At 36.6% G+C, this 22,248-nt stretch carries 13 protein-coding genes and 1 tRNA gene; 2 read left to right on the top strand and 12 right to left on the bottom strand.

The window, feature by feature from the left end:
• Window positions 1-136: 136 nt before the first annotated feature.
• From glpC to glpA, 3 genes are read right to left on the bottom strand one after another with little or no spacing between them, the layout of a single operon-like run.
• Entirely contained in the window at window positions 137-1,396 is a 1,260-nt protein-coding gene (gene glpC / locus L3049_RS05295; RefSeq protein WP_275108756.1) for an anaerobic glycerol-3-phosphate dehydrogenase subunit GlpC, read from the bottom strand.
• Between the two features lie 7 nt (window positions 1,397-1,403).
• Entirely contained in the window at window positions 1,404-2,648 is a 1,245-nt protein-coding gene (gene glpB / locus L3049_RS05300) for a glycerol-3-phosphate dehydrogenase subunit GlpB (protein ID WP_275108757.1), read from the bottom strand.
• 12 nt (window positions 2,649-2,660) lie between these two features.
• Window positions 2,661-4,286, bottom strand: coding sequence for an anaerobic glycerol-3-phosphate dehydrogenase subunit A (glpA, locus tag L3049_RS05305; RefSeq protein WP_275108758.1), 1,626 nt, complete (start codon window positions 4,284-4,286; stop codon window positions 2,661-2,663).
• A gap of 745 nt (window positions 4,287-5,031) precedes the next feature.
• Between glpA and L3049_RS05310 the strand changes: the two genes are divergently transcribed.
• Together L3049_RS05310 and L3049_RS05315 are read left to right on the top strand one after the other, a co-directional pair.
• Window positions 5,032-6,534: an ATP-binding cassette domain-containing protein gene (locus tag L3049_RS05310; protein WP_275108760.1), complete on the top strand. Its 1,503-nt coding sequence runs from the start codon at window positions 5,032-5,034 to the stop codon at window positions 6,532-6,534.
• A gap of 189 nt (window positions 6,535-6,723) precedes the next feature.
• Window positions 6,724-6,808: transfer RNA gene (locus tag L3049_RS05315), tRNA-Ser, on the top strand.
• 366 nt (window positions 6,809-7,174) lie between these two features.
• Here L3049_RS05315 and L3049_RS05320 read toward each other — a convergent pair.
• The 9 genes from L3049_RS05320 to L3049_RS05360 form a co-directional block, all read right to left on the bottom strand.
• Window positions 7,175-8,593, bottom strand: coding sequence for a glycoside hydrolase family 28 protein (locus tag L3049_RS05320; protein ID WP_275108761.1), 1,419 nt, complete (start codon window positions 8,591-8,593; stop codon window positions 7,175-7,177).
• Between the two features lie 29 nt (window positions 8,594-8,622).
• The gene (locus L3049_RS05325; RefSeq protein ID WP_275108762.1) at window positions 8,623-10,125 is read right to left on the bottom strand and encodes an alpha-L-fucosidase; all 1,503 of its coding nucleotides are present in this window, start codon (window positions 10,123-10,125) and stop codon (window positions 8,623-8,625) included.
• A 187-nt stretch (window positions 10,126-10,312) separates the two neighbouring features.
• On the bottom strand, window positions 10,313-12,502 hold the full coding sequence (locus L3049_RS05330; protein ID WP_275108763.1) for a T9SS type A sorting domain-containing protein: 2,190 nt from the start codon (window positions 12,500-12,502) through the stop codon (window positions 10,313-10,315).
• 114 nt (window positions 12,503-12,616) lie between these two features.
• Window positions 12,617-12,799 carry a hypothetical protein gene (locus L3049_RS05335; protein ID WP_275108764.1) on the bottom strand — a complete coding sequence of 61 codons (183 nt, stop codon included), beginning with the start codon at window positions 12,797-12,799 and terminating at the stop codon, window positions 12,617-12,619.
• A gap of 56 nt (window positions 12,800-12,855) precedes the next feature.
• On the bottom strand, window positions 12,856-13,941 hold the full coding sequence (locus L3049_RS05340; RefSeq protein WP_275108765.1) for a glycoside hydrolase family protein: 1,086 nt from the start codon (window positions 13,939-13,941) through the stop codon (window positions 12,856-12,858).
• A 26-nt stretch (window positions 13,942-13,967) separates the two neighbouring features.
• Window positions 13,968-15,065, bottom strand: a complete 1,098-nt coding sequence (locus tag L3049_RS05345) for a glycoside hydrolase family protein (RefSeq protein WP_275108766.1) — start codon at window positions 15,063-15,065, stop codon at window positions 13,968-13,970.
• A gap of 49 nt (window positions 15,066-15,114) precedes the next feature.
• Complete coding sequence (locus tag L3049_RS05350; protein WP_275108767.1) at window positions 15,115-18,291, bottom strand: glycoside hydrolase family 2 TIM barrel-domain containing protein; 3,177 nt, start codon at window positions 18,289-18,291, stop codon at window positions 15,115-15,117.
• Window positions 18,292-18,311: 20 nt separating this feature from the next.
• Complete coding sequence (locus L3049_RS05355; protein ID WP_275108768.1) at window positions 18,312-20,591, bottom strand: FAD-dependent oxidoreductase; 2,280 nt, start codon at window positions 20,589-20,591, stop codon at window positions 18,312-18,314.
• A gap of 7 nt (window positions 20,592-20,598) precedes the next feature.
• Window positions 20,599-22,245 (bottom strand): sodium:solute symporter family protein, encoded by a 1,647-nt coding sequence (locus tag L3049_RS05360; RefSeq protein WP_275108769.1) that lies wholly within the window; start codon window positions 22,243-22,245, stop codon window positions 20,599-20,601.
• Between the last annotated feature and the right edge of the window lie 3 nt (window positions 22,246-22,248).

Consider the following 22,248-nt stretch of genomic DNA (forward strand, 5'->3'; position numbering starts at 1 on the left):
AAATAACAAGAAACAAAAATGCCGCAATAAAAGGATATTTATTCCTTTCATCGTGGCATTTTACCCTAATTTATGAACTTGACTATAATTAATCTTACTGCTATTCTGCAATAATGTTTTAATCAATCAAAACTGTTTATTCTTGCCATAGCTTCATGGTTGCTTCTACATCTAATGCTTCTGCAAGTATCGAAATTGGATGCTCTACTTTTTTTGTGGTAGACATCTCAACTTGCCATTTACAGGTTTCGCAATCAGTAGATACAAAATCAGCACCTGAATTATCTATTTGGTCGAATAATGGTTTCCCTACTCCTTGCGAAGTTTCGTAATTTTCTTTCTTAAATCCATAAGTTCCTGCAATACCACAACATCTCGATTCTAATGACATAAAATCAATACCTGGAATCATTCGTAAAAGTGTAGTTGAATAAATAGACCAACCAAGCTTTTCCATATGACATGGCGTATGGTAGGCAATACGTTTCTTGTAACTGTCTTTAAATACAAGTTTCAATTCTCCAGAATCAATCAGGCGAAATAGGAAACGAGTTGCCAATTCACTTTCATCACGAATTTCTTCATTTTTCACACCCAACAAATGCGGATATTCATCACGAATGGTAAAGATACAGGTAGAAGAAGTCGAAATAACTGGCATTTTCTTTTCTACGATCGATTTCTTGAATGCCTCAACATTGTGTTTTGCTTGTTTCGTAGCCTGTTTTATTAGCCCATTTGAAATTAAAGCAACACCGCAGCATTTTTCCTTTTCTAAAAGATGAACACCATAACCAGCAGCATTCATAATCTTAATCAAATCTTTTCCCAATTGAGGAAAGTTATAATTCACATAACAACCATGAAAATAGCTTACGTGTTTCTTGAAATCATTTTGCGTTTTTTCTGCATGCTTGCGATACCAAGTTTCGAATCGCATTCCCGTATATTTTGGAAAAATACGGTTGTGATCTATTTTTAGAACACCATCCATAATACGACGAACCGGCTTCAATGCAACTATTGGATTAACAATTGGAGCAAAGGTACTCGCCATAGTACCAACAATATCAGTATTGGCAAGAATCATATCTCTTACCTTTGGCTTTTTCTTGCTATGCTTGATACGTGCCATTTGAATGATATCTCCAATTTTCACTCCATGCGGACAAGCTACCTCGCAACGTTTACAATTGAGACACAATTTCAATGACTCATCGAAAAAGTTTGGATCCTTTAAGCGTAATCGTTCCCCATCTGGCCCCGACTGTTTCGGTCCTGGGTAGTCTGGATTAACCTCTAGAACAGGACAGTAAACAGTACAAATTGTACACTTCACACACTGTTCAAAATTATTATCGCTTATATTGAATGGTTCAAATATCTCCTTTTTCATCGTCCTCTTATTTTAAAAGTTGCTCAGCTACATGCAGCGAAGTCAATAAACTGATTCCCGCTCCACTTCCTTCCTTAAGGGCATTTGCCCCTCCAAGTACAGAACCTGCTACATATAAATTCTCTATTGGTTTACCGTTCATCATTGCACGGAATTGCTTATCGGTTTTAACCCCGTAATGCATATATGGCTGATCATTGAAAAATTTCTCATCTAACCATTTTTCGCTATCCTCAACCTCTCCATCAATATCTAAACCTAAAATTGGTTCGTAAAGCTTTTCACGAGTTGCTACAATTCCCTTGCTGTAAAAGCTTCCACTAGCTAAAATGAATTGATCAGCTTCTAATTTTATATCTCCGTGATTGTTGGTCTGTATCGCAACTAACTTATTATTCTCAATTGTACCACCTTCAACATTGTCCCCTAAAAAATAAGTTCCGCCCAATTCTTCGAATCGTTTACGAAGTAAAATCTGACTGCGGATACCAGGAACCGAAGGAGGTATAGCTGGCACCAATACCACTGGCTTATCTATTTTTGCTCTAATTTCAGCCGTTACATTCTTATTAAATAATCCAAATACAGAAGGCAAAATCACAACATTAAAACCTTTACTTAATTCATTTACCTTTTCTGCAAATTCATCAATAATAATTCCCCTATCGAATACCTTCGCAATATTTGTTGAACGCATTTCACTTGGATTGCGACGTATCGCCTCAAATTCCTTCATGGCAAAATTTTTCACCTGAGTTTCAACGCCAAACTTCTTTAGTCCATCCTGCACAAACAAAGTATGAAAATCTAGAAAGCCACTAAAGTTTAGAATTGCAGCTTTTTTCCAAGGAAATGAATCATTATGAAAGAATCTGCTAAAATCATCGATGGTCAACCATGTTGGCTTCATCACTCCCATTGGCGTTAAAGCATAATGGTTTTGATCTGCCTGACCTGCAAAATTTAATCCTGCACGAACCAACAATTGAGGAGCCTCTTCTACCAAACGAGAAATATTCTCTAATCCAACACGTTGATACGGATGATTACTTGCTAAAGACTTCATCCCTTCTAATGGATTTTTCACTTCTTTACCATCCACTTTACTTAGTAAATCGAATGATCCAGAAAAGAAATGGATTGCACTTTGTCCTGATGAAACAATCGCACATTTACGTCCTTGTTCTGCCAGCTTAATTCCACACGTGAGTCCACTTAACCCACCACCTATAATAATGTTATCGAATTTCATAGTAGTCCTTGCTTAGTTGTTATCTGGTTTCAATCCGTAAATACCTTCATATATCCAAGAAGTAAACTGAATCTCATTGATTCCCTCTCCATAAGTTATTGGCAACATTCCCTTCCATCGTTCTTGTAAAAAGCTTGCCAAATCATCTTTTGCTTTTCCTGGCTTGTCCGAAGATTCGCATAGCAAACCTGCTGCTCGACAAGCGCATAATTCTCCTTGACAAGTTCCCATACCAACACGAGTACGTCGACGCAAATCAACAAGATTATTTACATGCAATTCATTAATAGCATATTTCACTTCTCCAATCGATACTCCTTCACACTCACAAACCAATGAATCATCATCGCTTCCTCCATTAGAGGTTTTATGCGCTAAAGAACCATGACGATCTTTTGCTGATTTATGTGCAATACTAGAAGTTGAATATATTTTTTGAGAATCATTATATAAGGTCTCAGTACTTTTTTCCGATCCAGGCAATGGAATATCTGCTGTTTCACATTTCTTATCAATAGCCAATTTTTTACAGATCATATCCGTTGCCTCTTCAGCCATTAAACGATAGGTCATTAGCTTACCACCAGTAATGGTAATAAAACCAGCAAGTCCATCTCTCTCTTGATGATCTAGGAGTACAATACCACGACTAATGCTACGACCTGTTGGATCATCATCTGCAGCAACCAAAGGACGAACACCTGCATAAGCACGCAAAATTCGAGTTGTTGCTAAAGCTGGAGAAAGTTTCTCTCCTTCACGTATCAAAACATCCACATCATCCTTAGAAACAAACATATTATCAATTTGATCATATGGTATGCGTTCCGAGGTTGTTCCTATTAAACAGATCGTATCACCAGGTACCAAAATATCAGCATTGGCTGGTTTTCTACATCTGTTAAGCACCATTTTGTTTACACGATGACCAAATATTAATAGAGAACCTTTTGCTGGAAACATATTGATATTAACACCAGCAAGATTTGCAATATGATGTCCCCAAATACCTCCTGCATTTACAATAACCTTACCGTAATAGCTTATATTTTCTTTTGTTTCATGATTGAACAATTCAACTCCAGTTAGTCTCTCTTGTTCTCTCACAAAACCTGTTACTTCATGCTGTGTCAATAACTCCGCGCCATGAATTCTAGCATCCAATGCATTAGACATGGTAAGACGAAAAGGATCAACAGATCCATCAGGAACTTTAACAGCACCAATCATATTTGGATTAGCAGATGGCTCCAAACGTCGAGCTAAAGCTGGATCAATTACTTCAGTACTAATACCAGCAGTATTACAAGCATCTACAAATTGAGACTGAAAAGAAATTTCATCTTCTGGAAGCGTAAGAAACAGTCCATTGTTTTCTTCAACGCAATGGTTTGCAATCTTCCGCAGAATCATATTTTCCTTTATACATTCTGATGCTGATTCTGGATCAGTTACGGCATATCGAGCACCACTATGCAACAAACCATGATTTCGTCCGGTTGCTCCAGTAGCAAAATCGTGACGTTCTACAAGTAAAACACTTAATCCACGCATCGCACAATCACGCGCCGTCCCCGCACCAGTAGCTCCACCTCCAATGATTATTACATCGTACTCTTTGGATTTGTTCTTGTTCATGATAAGTAATATTTTTTTGACATCTTATTGGGTTCCTTTTGATACAAAAACTCAAAAAAATTCTTGTACTTTATATTTTTATTCCTGATGTATCACTACATTCAGTTGATTCGTTCATTTCAAAAAAATTGCAAATCTCATTCTCTATTAACCCATTACTAATTGAGTTACTCTAATCCACAGAACAATTTTAGTTGGCTTAAATCAAGTAATGATTCCACACAACAAATATAAAGATTATACCTAGCATAACAAAGTACATACCTTTTAAATGTATTTTGCATTAGGATGCAACAGATCTACATCTAAAATTATTGTTCAACTTAAGTTACCCTGATAAAAATCAAAACGTTTTATTGTAATCATCATTAAAACTTCAACCACAATACTTTACAACTCACAATGAATTCTAAAAAAAGTCTTATCTCCATTTTAAAGCAAACCAAATTCATAATGTTGAATATATTTATTCTAAATAATAAGGCAGGTCTATTTCATCATTTAAAATGGCATTATTCCTTTCTGAAAATTTAATCCGTAAAGAAAAAGGAATGATGAAATAGTCATGAATAATTTGGATCTGAAAATGCAGCAACAAACGATTCTTCGAACTCTTTTAACTAAAACATTAAATCTCAAACATCCATTTTTATCTGGAAAAGCATATCTTTATCTTCTCTTTTTTTGGAATTCCACACCATAGAGTATCTCTTAAACTCATTGTTCCCTATGAAAATAACTGATCATGAATAATCAAATCATATCTTTTACAAATACCAGCATAAAATATCTTAACCAATTGCTTCTAGAAGATTTAAACCTTACAATAAACAAAGGAGAACAGTGGGCGCTTATTGGTGCAAGTGGTTCGGGAAAATCGGCCCTATTGAATGCAATAACAGGCAAATTTGCCATCGCAAAAGGAACTCTTACACACCCATTACTGGATGAACTTTGCGAGCTGTACAAAGAAAAACGAGAAATCGTAAACTGGCATCAATTTATTAGTCTGGTTTCTCCCCGTCATGGATTTAAAAACCTATCCAACACCAATAACTTTTACTATCAACAACGCTACAACGCCACCCACTCGGGCGATACACTAAGCGTTAGGCAGTACCTTTCCAGAGTCGATCCTATCGCTACTTCGGAGTATTGGACCTACGATAAAGTAATCGATAGATTGCAACTCGAAAAGCTCGAAGACAAACACCTAATTAAACTATCGAATGGCGAAACCAAAAGACTGCTAATTGCCGAAGCACTCCTAAAAAACCCAAGCTTACTCTTACTTGATAATCCTTTTAGCGGATTGGATGTTAATACCAGAGAAAATTTTAATGCATTATTAAGGGAAGTTTCCGATTCGGGTATTAGTCTGATCATGGCAACATCACCCTATGAAATTCCTGATGCCATTACACACATTGCCATTTTGGATGAAGGTAAAATTGTAAAAAGCACTTTAAAAGCTGATTTCGAGCCTGAAAAAGTTCATTTAACTGCCAGTAAGAAAATTGATAAAAAAGAATTACAACAACTCTTATCGAATACAGAACAAGAGTATTTTGAAAAGCTCGTTGTGATGAAAGATATTGTGATTAAATATGGTAACAAAACCATTCTAGATCATATCAACTGGGATCTGAAACAAGGAGAACATTGGGCGCTAATTGGTAGTAACGGTGCCGGAAAATCGACTTTACTAAGCTTAATTAATGGAGATAATCCGCAAGCCTATTCTAACGACATTGTTTTGTTTGATGTAAAAAGAGGTAGTGGCGAAAGTGTTTGGGACATTAAAAAGAAAATTGGCTTTGTTTCGCCCGAGCTGTTTCAATATTTTCCTAACGGAAACTCCTGTCTTCAGATAATTGAGTCGGGTTTTTATGATACCTTGGGACTTTACAGAAAATCAAATCTTGCTAAAGTAGAGATCGCAAAACGATGGATGCAGCTCCTTGAAATTGAAAATATAGCAGATAAAGCATTTAAAAAAGTTCCTGCAAGTACTCAACGACTCTGCCTTCTTGCTAGGGCTTTGGTTAAAAATCCAAGTTTGCTTATTTTCGATGAACCTTGTCAGGGATTGGATGCACATCAGAAGGAGAATTTTAAACACCTTACCGAAGAAATATGCAAAAACAGTAATGTTAGTCTTATTTACGTAAGCCATTATGCCGATGAAATACCAAATTGCGTTCAGCACACCTTACAATTGGAAAATGGCAAACAAATAAATACCTAGGCAACAAGATCATTGCAAAACAATATGAAATTAAGACTCCAAATCTACCAACAGATCGCACATTTCTTCTTGCAGCATAGTAGCTGAATGTAGCGAATAAATTAGACTTAAGTTTCTCATCATATTATTTTATAATCTGTAATTTTATCCTACTTTTGTTCCGCACGATTATCCTAATGGATATTGCCTGGAGGGATGACAGAGTGGCCGATCGTGCGTGCTTGGAAAGCACGTGTACCGCAAGGTACCGGGGGTTCGAATCCCTCTCTCTCCGCAACTTTAGAGTTATCTAATACCAAAAACCTATAAATCAGTTGATTTATAGGTTTTTTTTTGCGGATAGAGGCATTTAAAATGTCTTGCGGTACCAGCCAACCCCTCTTTGTAAAACCCAGTGCGAACAACTATATTTTTGCGTGTTTAATCCATTTCTATAATCCAATAAGTATTTGAAAAGCCTCCCATTGAGTGCTTGCCATATCTATCATGGCATCATTAACTATGTCTGCTCAGTAAAACTGCCAATGTTCATTGAAATCCTGTGTTAAGCTTGGACTCTTAGTATTCGTACAAGTACCACTCAAAAATATGGCAAGCATCGATATTTTAAGTACTTGCTCATCGTTTCGATTATTGATTCTCAATTATTACTCGTTTTCAAAATCTCTTCATTATCTATCACTTCACTATTCACTTTAATGATATCATTATAGAATTTCTTTACGTCATCCACAATAACTGCAGGGCGTTCATCAGAACTCAATGTATGAATGTTGATATTTTCAAGATGCAAACCATCAATGTGTCGCGCATAAACCCCGAAAGCAGGCAAGGTACCAATGGAATAAAACTCGGGTGAATGAGGTCCCATTACTTCCTGCGTATATTCTTTTACCGAATCAACTTTTGCGGCATCTTCTTTGGATCCTCCACCAGAGACAATGAATCGTACATCTTTAATTGATATATCTTCTATTCTTTGATTGGGTGTTCCGGTGATAAATATTGCTGAGTTTTTATCTCCTTGCGAGTTATCTGCAATGATGTTGTTAAAATAAAATCCGTGCATTCGCTTCGTAGGTTCTAACTGTCCTTGGGGCGTTTCTACGCTCATTCGCTGTTGGCAAAAGGTCATAAATATTGGACGTGGAACGTTTTCCATAACCAGATTAGAAAAGGTCATGTTTTTCATCTCCCCACCTTCGTTTTGCTGAATTTTCAAACCAGCATCTTCAATATCTCTAAATGTACAATTGCTAACCGTAACAGATTCTATATCTCCTTTAGATAGTAAGCCAATTCTGATACCTGCCCATTTAGATGTGAAAGTATTGTTAGTTATTACAACGTCTTTACATGGTTTATCGGATCGTGAAGTCTGAAGGCAAATACAATCATCGCTATTATCGAAATTACTGTTTGATACCCTAACTCCTGTACATCCGTCAAAATCTAATCCATCGCCATTATAATTAACGCGACTATGAATATTTATTCCTGTAACACTAATGTTATGGCAATATAAAAATACACTTGTCCAGCTTGCCGGATTTATTAGATTGATGTTTTGTAGGTGTATATTTTCACATTCTAAAAAGCGAATAAGCATAGGGCGACCACTTCCACCCTTTTTCGGGAAGTTTTCTTGATGTCCGTTTCCATCTATGGTTCCATACCCTTCTATGGCGATATTTGTGGCATTACGTGCAAAAATTAAACAGCGATCCATGTGGGTACTAAACTGATACATCATTTTATAGGTATCTTTTGTATAGTCGCTATAGTACGGACTCCCCTTCAAAGTAGCACCTCCTGCAACATGCAAGGCTACATTATCCTTTAAGTGGATTGTGCCTGATAAGTAGGTTCCACCGCCGTTTATCATTACTGTTCCACCTCCCGATGAAGCACACTCATCAATTGCTTTTTGAATGGCTACGGTATTCAACACTTTTCCATCATTAATAGCACCATAGTCAGATACATTATAAGCTTTACCCCAAACCATTATCGGAAAGATGAATAATGAGATGGATATAATTAGTTTTATTCTTCGCATGTTTCAGTTTCTTATTAAGAGTACATTTCTTATCTCTCGATCTTTAAGGTGTAAGCAAAATTGCAAGGCTTTTCTTTAGGGAATTCTATTACCAAAGCCTCAGGATTCTGGCTCCATTTGAGATCTTTATCATAGCCAAGCAAACGAATACTTTTTATACTGTTTGGATATATTTTTCCGTTGCTTCCCAGGCTTCTAATTGCAAGTTGATCACCTGGCCAATCAAGACAAATGGCATACAGGTATTTTTCATTTTGCGTAAAGCGAATATCGTCTGCTTTGTATTTGGGTATATACTTACCATAGTGTTTACCTTGTGCATGATGCCCTGCAAGTGTTACTTCAGTAGGACCTTCACCAAAATATATCCAAGGTATGGTATTGTAAATGGCTTCCCCATTAATTTTTAACCAAGCTCCCATGGCATAAAGTTCCTTTTTTACATCATCGGAGAATGAGCCATCAGCTAAAGGTGGTACATTTAATAGCATTCTACCATTTTTACTGGTCATATCAACCAACATATCTATTAAGGTTCCTGCCTCTTTTATGGGGTTTTTCGGGTTGTAAAACCATGTAGGTGACCAATCAAAATGTAAAGACATATCAATATCGGCCATCCACGGATCGTATTGTAAACCCTCCAAGTTTCCATTTTCAATATCGCGCATACCTATTCCCACAGGAATATCGTGCGATTTATAAATCACTTCAAGCTCTTTACCCCAGTCGATACCTTTGTTGAAATAATAGCTAATTAATTTTTGTTGATATGCTTCTGGTACACTGCCATGCTTATTGCTTTTATCAGGTAGCAATCGGCCTTTATGCATTTCCTTTTTTAATTCTTTGTTTACCGTTCCACCAAAACCGGTATCAAACCAAATCATATCAGGTTGATATTTTTCAATTGCTTCGGCAATTCGTGCATACCATGCATCAAATATTATAGATCCAATGCGTCCATCATTCATGGTTCCATAGACAGAATAATCCTCATCTGGATTAAGGTAAGTTGTATCTGAATTCGAAATAGGGCCCCACATTCTGCTGTAAAAATTACCAGTATGAAAGGAAGAGATAATTGGCATATCTCTTTTTCGCAGTTCTTTAGCCAATTCCCCGTAGATATCTATTTTTGGACCTTTTTGTTTCGAGTTCCATTCTGTAATATCGCTATCCCAATTTAATAAACCACAACCATGCCACGCCACAGGTCCGCCGAATTGCGCACCTGATGCTTGCATTATATCCACCCATGATTTTGCACTGAATTTATCAGCAGTCCATTGATCAATCGCTTCTAATCTGCTTAAACTATCATTACCTGGTAAGCCTTGCACTGTTGTTGGTCCCCAATGAAAATACATGCCAAATTTCATCCCATCTAGCCAATCAGGGGTATTGTGTTTTCTGAGCGATGACCAGTTTGGTTCAAATTTTTCTTGTGTACTATCTGTTTGTACTCTGGAATTGCAGCCAAAAATACTTAGCAAAAACAGAAACCATACAATGTTGACTTTTATACTCATATTCTTTTCTTTAAAACTTAGATAGACGATTAATTCAACTGCATTATACTATCACACTATAATTTTAGAATTTGAAACATTCAAAATTGAAAAGGACTGAGAAGCAATTTATCAGCCGAATTCTTATGATTATTATGCTGTTTATTGGAAAAACGAAATCTATTGGTAACGATTTCATTTTTCACATCTACATTTTAATAAATCGAGAAGCCACTTTAGTTTTCTTATTTGTAATTAGAATCATATAGCATCCAGCAGGGATTTTATCAATATTGATGGTCGTTTTAGAATGATCACCTGGAATTAGCCCCTTTTGCATAAGCGTTCCAGACATTGAGTAAATAGAATAATTTAATTTCTCTCTGACTAAATTACTGGATTCGATATAGAGCAGCCCATCATGCACTGGATTAGGATACAGTGTTAAACCATAATCTCTGGCTTCATTAATCCCAGTTATTCCATTATCCTGCGTTGAGATGATTGAAACATTATATACCGTATCGGTTAGGGTAGTAAATGAATCATTCTCAGGATTGAACATTATTGCAAGCTTGTAATCGTTTGAAGCTGTGAGAACTGAATCAATATCAATGGTACGTTTTAGAGTTCTGTTTCCTATGCGTTCAATACGATGCTCTGTTGCAACAACTTCATTATTAAAATTGATTAGTTCAATATCTAATGTGCCGTTCTCACTTGTTGCATATTCAAATTCAACTTGAAAGCTTGAAACGGTATCGGCTAGTTCTGTTGGTGTTGCAAGGAAATCAATACCATGAACCAATGGTTCTTCAACATCGAAATATATAGTAGGTGAAATAGAAGTGTTGAGTGGATCTTGCCAATCATATCCCTGGCGATACATATATACTTTATAAAAGTAGTTGCTAGCAATTGTTGTAGGGGAGGGAGTTGTAACATTAACCACAACTGTTCCATTCCCGGCATCAACATTTGCATTGCCACCACCAAACCAACTACCATCAGGTTTACGGATTTCTATCACAACAGTACTGCTGGTATCTGTTTCGTATTTTACATCAATACTGTACTCTGTTTCTCCTGGAAGTAAAGATGTTGGAATGCCATCACGCCATAGTTTTTTCTCTAAAGGCTTGCCTACAATATTAACAATCGAAGTGTATGATTTTAAAATGCTCGTTTCATCTTTAATATCAAAAACAATCTTGTATCCATCTGCTATGGTTAAATCAGAGTCAAACTCAAATTCATTAAATATCGATTTCACACCTTTTGAAACAGTATATGTTGCATCAGTTAATTTTGTTCCTGCTGGATCATAAATACTTGCCACTACTATTCTCTCAGCTGTTGCCGAATATATTATTGTAGTAGATAGTTTCTTGTCAGGATATGCAGTTATCGTATCGTATTGTCCCATTACATTATCTGTGGTATTATTCAATTGAGACGCATCGATATCTACAAGCTTCCATACACGAACCCAATCATACATTACAGCACGTTGTTCTTTTGTTCGAAAGTCGTCTTCAAACATCCATTCGAGTGGTTTGGGATTGGTTGCATTTTTTTCGTCGTCACCCCAGCTATAAGTTTCCATTGTAAGAATCACGGGCATTGGTAGGTAAAAAGCTCTATTCGGTGTTATGCTTCCAAAATAAGTATCGTTATTATAGAATTCCGCTGTATTTTCGTCTTTCCACCACATACCGACAGTATTAAATCCAAGTGGCTCATCCAACAATTTAGCGTCGACTCCGCTATTGGTAGATTCGTAAGGTAACCTCTCACATGAACCAGAAGCATCTGTAAATGGTTTTGTATGTGAATTTACATGTTGATAATTATTAAAGCTCCCATTACCATGTTCATTAAATGGGCCTGTATATCCCATATTTTCAATAATATCTAATTCCGTAGCATACTTTTCATTGCATGCTCCTTCGGTAGTACCTTTCGAGTTCATAAACACGCCTGAACCCATTGGAAAATCTGATGGTCTTATCCTCACCTCAAAATATCCATAGGTTTGCATCTCACGCGTATTCATTCCTCCACCGGCAAAGTAATAATCAAGACCATTCCCTCTTGGAAAACGTTCGTCTTCATAGTACCACATTGGGTTCATGCTTAAATAATAATTGTCAGATGCTGCATCCTTTACAGCTTCGTGAACACGCTTATCGAATGATGCGGTACGTCCCCATGAATCGCCCTTGTCAAATACCTTCCATTTTTCAATATTTGGACTGTTTGCATCGAACTCATCACTCATTTCATGATTTAATACCCAAACTTTTCCTACTGGTGGATCTGGTGGACCTGCGAGAACAAGTACATGAAAACTAAAGGACAGTAGAATGGTTAAGGCAATTGTTTTAAACTGTTTCATAGTGTAGGGGTGCTATTTTTTTTCTGAAATAGCCAACTTAGTTGGCTTTTTAGGATTTCTTACTTACAAAAATAGTCAATGAGCTCTACAAGACATGTGACAATTTAACGCGTATTAGTGGGGCATATTTAACAAACTAGCTAAATCTAGCTTACTATTTTCATAATCGAAATCATCGCTCCATGATAGGTACCATGTTTTAGAGGTATCTATTTCGGCTGGTAATTGTGCTTGTATCGTAATGGGAATGAATAAAAGTAGTAAGCCAATAAGTATAATTACATTATTGTTTTTCATTATTTGATTTATTATTAATCTGAGTTCTACATGAATTTTTAATCGGATTCAGCTTATTACTCTTTCGTTATAATTGGAATTTGAACATTCCAAGAGTGTATAACACCGGCATCGTCTATCGTGTCAGCAGCACAAACAATTGCTTTTGGAATACCGTTTTCAATATATACTTGAGGACGCTCCAAATGATCTACTTTAAGTATGCTGCCGTCCTTCTTTTTAATCTGAAGCTTAGACGCTAAAGGGTTTTTAGCAAGTTTCCAGTCAAATCCGTCTTCCGATTCAAAATAAACCAATGCTCTTCCTGCATCGGTAAAGGCGCCGTGCATATCTTTAACAATGGCTCTGTATTTTCCGGATTGATACCAGATGAATGGATCCTCGGCAGGGAAGTCATGACCTTCGGCAGTAAATACTGGGAAATCGTACTTCTTAAATGGCCCGGTAGGACTATCCGATGTTGCCACACAATGCACTACAGGCCCACCAGCAATTCCTTTCTTCAATTTTCGAACGGCTTTGTAAACCATTAAGTATCCACCATCAGGACGCTGTGTAATTGAAGGGTTACTGACCAATAAAGCATCGAGTGCCATGCTATCGGGACTTACATCAATCAATGGAACATCAGAACGTTTCCACGGGCCATTTGGATTATCAGCTACCACAACACCAATACGCTGGTTGTTTCGGTGCATCCAGTTATACCGAAGCTTACCAGGCTCACATACATTTACACCATCTCCGGTATTGCCCATATAGTATAAATAGTATTTCCCATCGAATTTGTGAATTGTGGGATTGTGAGTACACAGTCCATCCCAATATTCAGCACCTCGAACTGGTAATGTCACATTTTTATGTTTGAATGGTCCAAAAGGAGAATCAGATACTGCATGGGCAATTTCGGAATGGGTAGCCCATGCCCATCCTAATTTCTTTTTCCAACGCGAATAAAACATGTGGTATTGTCCATCTTCTCCTTTTATTAATGAACCTCCCCAATTGCTAATGCTATCGCCACCACTAAAGATAGATTCATTGGCTATTTTACCAAATTCAAGATTGAATTCAGTAGTTGCTTTTTTGGAGTTGCACGAAATAAGTGCTAGAAGTATGCTTATCAGAACTAAGTGTTTCATATCTATGATTTTAAACTTTTATGATTTTATCGGTTGTTTAAAGGAATTACTAAAGAAAATGAATCTTCACTATCTTTTGGTAATACGGCAATTATCAGGGCTTTTAGTATACCTTTTTCAAAATACAATTTTGGCATATCGGCAGTGCGTTCACAGATTGTTTCACTACCATCTATCCAATGTAATTTTCCTGCTTTTAATACTAAGGCTTGTTTGGCTAATGACCAATCCAATCCTTCATCATCAGATGTATACAAAACCATTGTGCCTTTGTCATAAGGAGTAAGGGAACCATCATGATCTTTCCCAATACAATAATAGTGGCCATTCTGAAACCACTCAACGTGATCATCCAGAGCAAACCTTGAAGCTTCGGTTTCGATAAAAGGGATACCTGTATCTTTAAATGGTCCCAAAGGTGAATCTGCTAAAGCCGTTACATGAACAACCCGTCCTCCTTTCATGCCTTCCTTTTCCTTCACATATTTATAAACCATCAGAAATTTACCATCAGGTCTAATTGAAACCACTGGAGTTGAAACCATCCTTCGCGTTGAATCAATATTAATTAATGGTTTATCGAAACGCTTCCATTCTCCATTTAAATCGTCTGCTACAGCTATACCTATGCGTTGATTATTTCGGTTTACCCACCATTCAGCATCTTTATATTTGGGCATAAGAGTATCGGCTGTGTCATCCCAATAACCCGAACCATGATTTCCCATATGGTACAAGTAGAATTTTCCATTGTGGTCTATTACATGGGGATTGTGCGTGCAACTGCCGTCCCAAAAATCTGTTCCTCTTGGTGGCAAAACTAGATTTCTAAATTTGTATGGTCCAGTTAATTTATCAGATACCGCATGAGCCACTTCGCTGTGTGTTACCCATCCTAAATGACCTCTTTTTTTTGGCCACCTTGAATAAATAGCATGATATTTCCCATCTTTTCCTTTTAGAATGTTTGTCCCCCAAACATTGTAGTTTTCTTCAGAAATAATGTTTGCCTTATCGAATTTTTCGGGTATTGATGCTTTAAAATTGAATTTAGATTGCTTGCTTCTCCAATTAGAACAAGCAGATAAGCCAATAAGTAATATTATAAACACCCCGTATCTCATCTTAATATTTTCTGGATTGGTTCATTTTGAGTTTTGCTCGTTAGTATATTTATTTGTAAACCTCAATTTTTCCTTCTTCAGCCTTAAGGATGTTCGACCAATTGCTTTCGTCTTGTTCTTTTGTTCTTTTTATCTGAAAGAAAACCGCTTTTTCTCCATCCAAATCAATTATAACCATCCCTCTTACGTTTGAAGTAAATTCCTTATCTAAATCACCTTTCGATAAGCCATATTTCACTGTGTATTTGCCATCATTAAAATCGCTGGTATATCCAATCACCAATTTATTATCTACAATAAATGATTCCCAAATATTTGGTGGTAATATCTTGGTGTTTGTTGTTACTTTGACCTTGTTTGAAGGTTTACTTACTCTTTTGTCGTTGATGGAATACAATTCAAATTCGTAGGATTTATTCTCCCCTAATCCTTCTATATCAAGATAGTTACTTATTGTCTTATACGATTCTTGAATTTCATTATCGTCACCTGAAAACTTAACGAAATATTCAGTAGCATTCGGCACCTTATCAAACAGAATTCGCACTGTATTTTTACCAGCAATAATTTTCGAAATTTCTGGTGTAATTGCCTTCTGAAATGAGATCGTTTTAGTAAACCTTGAATAATTTGTTGGTGTCATCAGTTTAACTGTCAAATCCAATACATCTGACGGTAAACTTTTCCACGAAAGTGTACCAGTCCATTCTTTGTCGGCGGGTTTTAAATCGGGTAAATCAATGTGATTTTCAAAAATGGTTTCGCCTTTGCTGTTTTTAAAACTGTACAATAATTTATAATTATACATGGCATGACTTGGGTAATCGCTTTCGCCTCTCAAAGGCATTCTCACATTGGCAGTGTTTTTATCAAAATCAATGTTTGTTATTGCAACATCCAATACTGGAGCATGTTCTCTTTTTATACGATCAAATAATTTTCTTTTTTGTCTCCATGAGGTAATTACTCCCCAAACTCTATTTTCTTCGGCAGTAGTTCCTGCATATGCACTTCTGTAATCATTGAAGGTCCACATGGATGTTCCAATCACAAACTCATTTTGATGTCTAAAATGATTTGTCCATTCAGAGAAAATTTCTTTATCTGAATCCAATGCTGTTGATGGAAATGGGTCGAAACCAAATTCAGAAATAAACACAGGTTTATCGGGCCATTTAGTTCTTAATGTTGTTAATATTTCTTGTGGTTTACCTTGCCAGGTATACATATTGTGCATGATTATATCGGAAAAAGTATTAGGGTCAGTTTCTGGCGTGTATTCTTCTTTTTGTCCCGAATTACTCACGCATGTAACTAAGCGATAAGGATCTAACTTCTTTTTCACATAATCAATAGCCACCTTACCATATTCGTAATGATTATTTAATTCGTTACCAACACTCCAGCCAATAATGCTAGGGTGATTAATATCGCGTTCAATCATCCCTTTCAACCAATATTTCGCTAGAAAATAGTTTTTGTCCGCAACGTCTATATCATGCTTCTTATTTAGCTTCACATAAGCTTCATCAAGCATTAATATTTCTTCGTCTTCGCTATTAAGCTTTATTCCTTTTTCGTTTTCAAGCTTAGCTAATGGATAGTAATTTGCTCTAAATTCATCATTGTCTAAATCCCTTACGTTGATTTCTTCGAACAGCATAATTCCTTTTCTATCGCATAAGTCAATGAGTTTTTCATTTTGGGTACCATGCATTATTCTCATGAAATTAGCACCTGCTTCTTTCATTAAGTCAACATCTTGCTCTAATACTTCAATGGGTTCAGAAGAACCCCAAAAACGGTGCTCACTCACTCTGTTAAATCCGGCTAAACGAACAGGTTCGCCATTGAGCAGCATTTTGGAGTCTGTGAGTTCTACTTTACGAATTCCAAAACTATCTTGCTTCTTACTTAATACATTTCTTCCTTCAGAAATTGTAGTTTGAAGCTGATATAGTTTAGGATTGTCAAAATGCCATAGCTCCACATCTTTCGATTTTAAAACAGCAGTTAAGTGGATATCTTTTTTTGTATTGGGTTCAATCTCAATACAACCCTTTAATACCTTAATTTTGGTTTCATTAAAAATGCTGGAATGAACTCTAATACTTCTTTTTGTTGAAGAATTATTTTCAACTCTCACTTTGAGTTTTAACTCAGCGGTACCAGTTTCTAGGTTTGGATTGGCATGAATATATTGATAATCTACTCTAACGTCATTGCTTTTTACTAAGGTAACATCTCGTATAATACCTCCCCAGTTCCATGTTGCACCAACAACAGCACTGTTGTCCGCTTGAACCGCGATCACATTTTTCCCATTAAAGTTTAATGCATCAGTCACATCAAATTCAAAAGGTGTAAACCCACCTCTGTTTTTTCCAATAAACTTACCATTAATATAAACTTTTGATAGGTGATATACACCTCCAAATTTTAAATAGTATCTCTCATTTGGTTTTTTAGTCCAACCCGTTGGTATTTCGATAGTCTTTCGATACCAGCCTATTCCGGTATAGTTCGAAAACTCATTATTCATACCCCAATGTCCAGGTACTTTTAGATCATGCCAATGAGAATCATCAAAATCATTTTGAAAAACACGATTCGGTTCTTCTTTCGCTTTTAAATATTTTTCTTCTGATATTTCTCTAAACATTACGGCATCAGCAGCAACAGCTCCACTGACAATGGCTGTTAATTCAATGTAGTTTTTATCGGCACTATTAAATTCATATATTCCTAAACTATTCCATTCGCCACAAAAAACTCTCTGAGAAAGATACTTAGCAGTGATACCTTGTGCATGTTTCACATTGTATTGCGCTGTCATGTGAGATGAAAAAGGATATTTTGTAAACACTTCGTAATAACCAGTTTTTTGTAAATCTGGATGGAAGCGAACATATGAACTATCAGTTTTTTCAAGTGTTGTTAGATCTGTTAAGGAATACCAATGTTGCAAATAATCTTGGCCATGAAATGTTGTATTTCTAGCACCTGTATTTGAGCTCTTCCATACACCTTGCAATGTAACGTTCTCATCATTGTTGTCAATTACAATATCACGTTCTGTTTGGTGTGTATTCATATAATTAGAACCCTCGCCATAAATGGTATAGAACTTCCATTTGCCATTAAGCGAAATACGTTCTTCATTTGAATTGGCAAAATTGAAGTTGCTCAAGGAAATTAAAAATATAAGTATTATAAACTGTTTCATGGTTATTTCTTTTTTTTAGCTTATCCAATCAATACTTCAAAAATAGCTGCTGGCACATTATCTGAAGGATGTTGTACTTCAATAACTAAACCTTGAGTTTTTACTTCAGTATCCAGTTTAATGCTATTAATAGTTTGATAGTTACCCGACACTTTCTTAATCACCTCTTCTTCCAGAGTTGAGATCGTATAATCTTGCACACAAAATGGCATTACATCTTCAGGGTGACCAAATTGCACTGTTTCCATTGCATGATCGAAGTCTGTATCAAAGAATAGTTTTATTTCAGAGATACTTTTAACTTCATCCCATTCTATACGTAAACTTGGTTTATCATCAGCTAAATCAGCCACCCACGCATTCGCCGAAAGCCAAGGGCGGGTATATCCATTCCCGATATTTTTCACTTCAAAAGCTTCGATTGCAGGGGAAATTTCCATAGCGATATTTTTACCTTGAGGACGACGATTGGGAATCCAAAACTCGAATTCATCTACACCAATCCCTTTTGGAGGTCTTTGGCTTCCGTCATTCGATACTTTTTCGTTTACACCGTTGAATACGGTCATCACACCACTCATTAAAGTCTTGCTTTCGCGAATACTCACTTTTTTGTTGGCCATAAAAGTTATAAAGCCATATAAATCTTCCTCAACAGAAGCATTAAATGTAAATGCTACAGTCTGTATTCCTTTGTCAACTGTAATAGTTTGTGACTCAAGAATTATTTCTGGGGTATAGTTACTTGCAATTTCAGAACGTCTGAGCTGAACCTCTAGCTGCGTGCTTTCAACTGCTTTAATCTCCACCTTAAATCCATATTTCTGATTCGCCTTTAAAGGTAATAGTTGTGCCGCAGAAACATCTAACTTTAGCCAATTGCCATTAGCTGTTATTTCTGATAGCTTTACACTTGATGATGCTGAAATATTAGCCTGATTAACCAAATTACTTGCTGAATCAATAGGTACATTTAATATACTTTGACCAGTACAATTTAGCTCATTCTGGAGTTTTCTAATTTTTCCGTTTTCAAGAATTTGAGCTGGTAATAAATTATCCTCTTTACAAATAGAAGCTGCCATACCAACAGCCTGTGCTCCAAAACCGCAAGTCACCATAACACGCGTAGAACCAAAGGCCACATGCGATGAACTGATAATTCTTCCTGCCAAGAACAGGTTGTCAATATCTTTACTTACAAAACTTCGGTAAGGAATATCGTAAACTCCTTTTGAGTGCCATTGTGTACAACCAGATAACTCACTATAAATACCATCAGCAGGGTGTAAGTCCAATGCCCAACCGCCATATGCAATTGCATCATCAAAACTTTGCTGTTCAAGTATATCTTGCTGCTTCATCATATACAAACCTTCAAAGCGACGACTTTCACGTTTTCCAGGAACATTTCCAACCCACTCCAAGGTTAGGTTTTCTACACCTTCAAATTCCCCAGAATTTTTGATGTAATCCCAAACGCCAAAAATTACCTTCGAAAGTTCCCATTTGATCTCTTCAGTTTCATGAATCGTATCCAAACGACCACCATATTCAAACCACCAGAAATTACATCCTGTCATATCTTTGCGGATGATTTTGTGGCGAGGTATCTGGGTAATATCTTTTAGAGCATAGGATGGAGCTACATATTTTACAGGATGATCCACCTCCTTAGTGTAAAAGAACATGGAGTGTCCTAATAGTTGACCGTAAGATTTATCCGGGGCAAATAATTCGCCAAATTCTTCTTTTGATTCTGCACCGATTCTAAAGCTGGCACCTGCTTGAAAAGCAACAATCCCATCACCTGAAGCATCACAAAATAGGGGAGCAGAAATGGTATAATTGGTAGAGTTTTGACTGTTAAAAGCCTGAATACTCTTAATGTTTTTGGCATCTGTTTTTTCAATGCTAAAAACAGCAGTGTTTAACAATAAAGTAATGTTTTTTTCATTGCTCACCTTTTCCAATAAAACGGTATCAAAAATGATGGGATTCCCTTCTTTATTTCGATACACATTCTCTACCATAATTTCATCGATAATGCCACCTTCGCGCGACCATCGGTTGTTATTGCCCATGTGCGATGTTGCTCCTAAAGCCCAAAGGCGAACTTCGGATGAAGCATTACCACCCAATACAGGTCGATCTTGAACAAGAATTGTTTTAACTCCTTTTCGTGCAGCTGTAATTGCCGCACACACTCCAGATAAGCCGCCTCCAATAACAACAAAGTCAGCAATTATATTTACGGTTCTATTTGATCGTTTTTCCTTTTTGAAATTCTCGATTATCATTAGTAAGCTATCTTTTTTCTAAATTTTTGATGTAAATAAACAAACCTGCGGTAAGTACTAAGGCTCCCATACCACCCACCAATACTAGATGTTGTAGACTTATAATAGCAAGGGTAATTATAAGTAGGCCAGTCGAGCCAATGCCTACTCCAATTACTCGTGCACCGCGTTTGTTTCCTCCTTCGTCTGTTTCTGTTGGAGCAATTAAGCTTACTTCCTTTTCATAGGTTGTAAAATGAGAAGTATCTACTCTTCTAATTGCAGCATAAATCTCATAGGTTGCCATTAATACAATGGGTATACCAACACCAATTGCCATTTCAACGGCTCTGCTTAATGAGAAATCCCAAATTTTCGGTACAGCAAATTTAAAAAATGCATTTATGCTTAGACTAATTATCGTTGTACCTAGCACTGTTTTTCCTGTGTGAACTTTAGAAAATAAAGCCCATATTGGAGGCAGAAACATGGCTCCTCCAGTTAAAGCAGCTAAAGTCATTACGACCTCAACAATACCGCCCATATATGGAACCAAAAGTGCTACAATGATTGTAATTATACCTAAAGCTGCAGTCGAAATTCGACCTACTTTCACAAGTTTATCGTCTGGAGTGTTTGGAAAGAAGTGCTTGTATACATCATTACTTAAAACTCCCGCAGAAATATTCAGGGTTGTATTCACAGAGCTAGAAGTCGCAAAGACCATTCCGCCCAACATAAGGCCTAGCATACCAATTGGTAATACTTCTTTGCACATAAGAAGATAAGCTCCTTCATCCGCCAATCCATTTAAGTCCGGATTTACAATTCGATATATCATTGGAGGAAGCATCCATATTAATGGGCTAATGGCATATAAGGCTCCGAATAACCATCCTACTTTCTTGGCATCCCTAGGGGTAGACACACTAGTATATCGCTGAACGTAAGCCCAATTTCCGGCAATAAAAAATAGATTATACAAACCAAAGGCTACCAAAAAACCTGGAGAATATTCATCGTTGACAAGATTAAAAAAGTTGTCTGGTGCATTATCGATAAATGCCGGAACACCTCCAATATGTTTGAATGATAAGGGGACAACAATTAATACTGCCGCAGTTAGTACTACAAACTGAAGCACATCGGTAACAATAACTGCCCATAAACCTCCAACTGCAGTATATATTAAAATAAGAACTCCCAAAAAGATGATACTTGCTGAAATGGGTATATTTGTTGATACTTCCACAATTTTTGCCACAGGATATAAGAAAGCTCCCGTGGTAAACATCGAAATTGCAAGAAATAAGTAGGTATATAGCTTTTGAACTTTATAGCCTAAGCGGTTTGCAATAAACTCTGCAGCGGTTAACGCTTTGGTTTTTTGCCATTTGGGAGCAATAAAAAACCCGATAATTAAGCCAGCAATACACATTGTCCATTGAATGGAAATGGCCACCCATCCACTTTGGTAAGCTATAGATCCCCAAACTACGAAGGTGCCTGCCGAAAAGAAACTCATAAATAATGACAGTCCGCTCATCCACCAGGGTAATGCGCCTCCAGCTGCAAAAAAAGACTTCATATTTTTTCCTGATTTGGAAAAACTGACCCCACAAATAAATACCAAGGCGGTAAAAACAATAATAACAGTTAAATCGATATTTCCCATTTT

It is taken from the genome of Labilibaculum sp. DW002 (assembly GCF_029029525.1).
GTDB classification, from domain to species: Bacteria; Bacteroidota; Bacteroidia; order Bacteroidales; family Marinifilaceae; genus Paralabilibaculum; species Paralabilibaculum antarcticum.

Excerpts from the sequence above, each read along its gene's own strand:
- L3049_RS05310 (WP_275108760.1), top strand. The coding sequence starts at position 5,032 with ATGAATAATCAAATCATATCTTTTACAAATACCAGCATAAAATATCTT.
- L3049_RS05360 (WP_275108769.1), bottom strand. The coding sequence starts at position 22,245 with ATGGGAAATATCGATTTAACTGTTATTATTGTTTTTACCGCCTTGGTA.
- glpB (WP_275108757.1), bottom strand. The coding sequence starts at position 2,648 with ATGAAATTCGATAACATTATTATAGGTGGTGGGTTAAGTGGACTCACG.
- L3049_RS05325 (WP_275108762.1), bottom strand. The coding sequence starts at position 10,125 with ATGAGTATAAAAGTCAACATTGTATGGTTTCTGTTTTTGCTAAGTATT.
- glpC (WP_275108756.1), bottom strand. The coding sequence starts at position 1,396 with ATGAAAAAGGAGATATTTGAACCATTCAATATAAGCGATAATAATTTT.
- L3049_RS05355 (WP_275108768.1), bottom strand. The coding sequence starts at position 20,591 with ATGATAATCGAGAATTTCAAAAAGGAAAAACGATCAAATAGAACCGTA.
- L3049_RS05330 (WP_275108763.1), bottom strand. The coding sequence starts at position 12,502 with ATGAAACAGTTTAAAACAATTGCCTTAACCATTCTACTGTCCTTTAGT.
- L3049_RS05340 (WP_275108765.1), bottom strand. The coding sequence starts at position 13,941 with ATGAAACACTTAGTTCTGATAAGCATACTTCTAGCACTTATTTCGTGC.
- L3049_RS05320 (WP_275108761.1), bottom strand. The coding sequence starts at position 8,593 with ATGCGAAGAATAAAACTAATTATATCCATCTCATTATTCATCTTTCCG.
- L3049_RS05335 (WP_275108764.1), bottom strand. The coding sequence starts at position 12,799 with ATGAAAAACAATAATGTAATTATACTTATTGGCTTACTACTTTTATTC.
- L3049_RS05350 (WP_275108767.1), bottom strand. The coding sequence starts at position 18,291 with ATGAAACAGTTTATAATACTTATATTTTTAATTTCCTTGAGCAACTTC.
- glpA (WP_275108758.1), bottom strand. The coding sequence starts at position 4,286 with ATGAACAAGAACAAATCCAAAGAGTACGATGTAATAATCATTGGAGGT.
- L3049_RS05345 (WP_275108766.1), bottom strand. The coding sequence starts at position 15,065 with ATGAGATACGGGGTGTTTATAATATTACTTATTGGCTTATCTGCTTGT.